Below are 3,296 nucleotides of genomic sequence, written 5' to 3'. Positions count from 1 at the left end.
GTGCTGGTTCGCATCTGGCGCGAGATCATGGTGGCGATGACCCGGATTCAGGGGCCGTTCCGGGTGGATGTGTCGGGCGGCAGGGGGACGGATGCTATCCGCTTCTGGGACCTTGCCCGCAATTATTACGGCTCCACCACACCGATGGAACTGCATGAGGAGCCGCGCGAGGTAGTGCGCCGGGTCGGCAGCGACCGCGCGGCCATCGGCATTCTGCCCGAACCGACGGCGGGGAACTGGTGGATGGCGCTCGCCTCCGGCAGCACGGGCAATGTGCGCATCGTGGCGCGACTGCCCTTCGTGGAGGTCGAGAAAGAGGATGGCAGCCTGCGCGCGCTCGTTCTCGGTCATAGTGAATTTGAAAAAACGGGCGATGACACTTCCCTCATCGCCCTTTCTGTTTCCGAAAGCCTGAGCGATGCGCGCGTGACCTCGCTTCTGCGCGCGGCAGGGCTTGAGGGGCGACGCATTGCGAGCGCGCGGTTTGATAATGGCGCAGGCGCCCATGTCTATCTGATGGAAGTACCGCATCATCTTGCAGAAGATGATGAGCGGCTCGCGGCTCTTGCCGTCGCACCTGTTGCCGAAGTGCGCCTTCTTGGCGGCTATGCCAATCCGCTCCGCCTTCAGCGGGACGGTGAGTGAGACACGACATGACGAAATCAGGAATAAGGCCCGAGCCGCAGCCCGGCATTCTCGATATTGAAGCCTATGTTGGCGGTCGCGCGAGCGCGGAAGGGGCGGGCAAGGTTTACAAGCTTTCGGCAAATGAAACGCCGCTCGGCCCGAGCCCGAAGGCGCGCGAAGCATTTCTGTCGGCAGCCGACAGCCTCGCGCTTTACCCGGATGGCGGCTCTGACGAACTGCGCAATGCCATTTCAAAGCGCTACGGGCTTGCGGCAGACAGGATCGTCTGCGGCGCGGGGTCAGACGAGTTGCTGCATCTTCTCGCACAATCCTATCTCGGCGAAGGCGATGAGGCGATTTCGACCGAGCATGGCTTTCTCGTCTATCCGATCGTCACGAAAGCAGCCGGTGCGACTTCCGTTGTCGTGAAGGAAAAGAACCTTCGCACGGATGTGGATGCCATTCTTGCGGCGGTGACGGAAAAGACAAAGATCGTCTTCATTGCCAATCCGAACAATCCGACGGGAAGCTATATTCCCGCCGATGAGGTGCGCCGTCTCCATGCCGGGTTGCGGCCTGATATTCTGCTCGTGCTTGATGCGGCCTACAGCGAATATGTGAGCCGCAACGATTATGAAGCGGGGATCGAGCTTGTTGCGACATCAGAAAATGTCGTGATGACGCGCACCTTCTCCAAGATTTACGGCCTTGCGGCGCTTCGTCTTGGTTGGATGTATGCGCCCCAGCATATTTGCGATGTGATCAACCGCATTCGCGGGCCGTTCAATGTGTCGATCCCGGCCATGCGCGCAGGCGTTGCTGCCATTCTTGATACGGAACATGTGGAAAAGGCGCGCGCGCATAATGACAAATGGCTTGCGTGGCTTACCGAAGAAATCGGCAAGCTCGGGCTTGAGGTTGCCTCGAGCGTTGCGAATTTCATGCTGATCCGCTTTCCCGAAGAGCCGGGCAAGACGGCGCGTGACGCGGATGCGTTTCTAATGAAACGGGGGCTTATTTTGCGGGCTGTCGGCAGCTACGGGCTGCCGGATTGCTTGCGCCTCACGGTTGGTTCTGAAGAAGCGAACCGGCTTGTCGTGGCGGCGCTTGCAGAGTTTCTGGGCAAGAAGGTATCCGGGTCATGAGCGGTGACGGGTTCCACTTCGAGCGCGTAGCGCTGATCGGGCTTGGCCTGATCGGCGGGTCGCTCGGCCATGCAATGAAGCGTGACGGCCTTGCGCGTCACATCGCGGGCTATGCGCGCTCGGCCGAAACGCGGGCACGCGCTCTCGAGATCGGTTTCGTGGACAGTGTGCATGAAACCGCGGCAGAGGCGGTGAAGGATGCCGACCTCGTTATCGTCTGTACGCCGGTGGGCGCGCTTGGCGCTGTTGCTGCCGAAATCGAACCGCACCTCAAGAAAGGCGCGATCCTGACGGATGTAGGTTCGGTGAAGCTCGCCGTTATTCGCGATATGGGACCGCATGTGCCTGAAGGGGTGCATTTCATTCCGGGCCACCCGATTGCAGGCACGGAAGAATCAGGTCCGGATGCCGGTTTCGCGGAACTCTTTGATGGCCGCTGGTGCATTCTGACGCCCATCCCCGGCACGGACCCGGCAGCGATTGAAAAACTCAGCGCATTCTGGACCGCATGCGGTTCCAAGGTCGATGTGATGGAGCCGAAGCATCACGATCTCGTCCTCGCTATTGTGAGCCATCTACCGCATATCATCGCCTTCAACATTGTCGGCACGGCAAGCGATCTTGAAACGGTCACGCAGTCGGAAGTCATCAAATATTCGGCCTCCGGCTTTCGCGATTTCACCCGCCTTGCGGCATCGGACCCCACCATGTGGCGCGATGTGTGTCTCAACAACAAGGAGCCGATTCTCGAAATGCTTGCGCGTTTCTCGGAGGATCTGACCGCGCTGCAACGCGCGATCCGCTGGGGCGATGGTGACAAGCTGTTTGATCTTTTCACCCGCACCCGCGCGATCCGCCGCTCCATCATCGATGCCGGTCAGGATACGGCGGCGCCGAACTTCGGCCGCACACCCAAGAAGTGACGCGGGCGCGATCAGTAGATCGGGCGAAGCTCTGCGACGGCAAGCGGGCCGAGAAAGAGGCGTCCCTCGCGGAAGATGATCGGAAGCTGAACCTCGTTTGAGCGGCGTCCCTGAAACTGGGAGATGAGAACGAGGCCTGCAAGTGCGATGCGCGCTTCTTCTTCCTTCACCACGCCTTCACGCACCATTGTCTCGACCAGCTTTTCGAAATCGCTGACCCGTGCATCGAGCCGCCCTGCGAGCCTGTTGCGTGCATCGAGCGAGAGTTCACCGCTCGCCGTGAGATCAAGCGGACCCCATTTCACGATGAGATCGGAAATGGCGAGCGTGCCGCCTGCGGCCTGCCAGGCGCGCAGCAGTTCGACAATGCTTGCATGGCGCGTCTCCGGCAGATTGCGCAGCCTTGTCTGCGCCATCAGCAATTCGATATTGCCGCCCAGAACAGGCAGGGGCACGGTGCGCTCCATCACCACATTCTCTGCCTGAACCGCCATGTCGTAGCTCGCGGGGATCAGTTCTTCGATGTCGTTCAGCGAGGGACGGGCATGAAGCTGGAGGCGCCGTGCGGTGAGCGTTTCCGTCATGCCGCTTTCGCCGAGAA

General features: G+C 60.5%; 4 protein-coding genes. 3 read left to right on the top strand and 1 reads right to left on the bottom strand.

Annotated elements, in window-relative coordinates; translation table 11 throughout:
- The 3 genes from WBF74_RS05365 to WBF74_RS05355 form a co-directional block, all read left to right on the top strand.
- Positions 1–645: hypothetical protein (locus tag WBF74_RS05365; protein ID WP_424436310.1), on the top strand; the 645-nt coding region annotated here is incomplete at its 5' end.
- A gap of 8 nt (positions 646–653) precedes the next feature.
- Positions 654–1,772: a histidinol-phosphate transaminase gene (gene hisC / locus WBF74_RS05360; RefSeq protein WP_424436307.1), complete on the top strand. Its 1,119-nt coding sequence runs from the start codon at positions 654–656 to the stop codon at positions 1,770–1,772.
- On the top strand, positions 1,769–2,695 hold the full coding sequence (locus WBF74_RS05355; RefSeq protein WP_424436304.1) for a prephenate/arogenate dehydrogenase family protein: 927 nt from the start codon (positions 1,769–1,771) through the stop codon (positions 2,693–2,695). The genes hisC and WBF74_RS05355 overlap by 4 nt, the downstream gene beginning before the upstream one ends.
- Before the next feature lie 11 nt (positions 2,696–2,706).
- On the opposite strand, the gene WBF74_RS05350 is transcribed toward WBF74_RS05355, so the two are convergent.
- A partial coding sequence (locus WBF74_RS05350; protein ID WP_424436301.1) for a DUF2125 domain-containing protein occupies positions 2,707–3,296 on the bottom strand: 590 nt, incomplete at its 5' end.

This window comes from Parvibaculum sp., assembly GCF_049672805.1.
Taxonomy (GTDB): Bacteria; Pseudomonadota; Alphaproteobacteria; order Parvibaculales; family Parvibaculaceae; genus Parvibaculum.
This window is presented reverse-complemented; position numbering and strand designations above follow the sequence as displayed.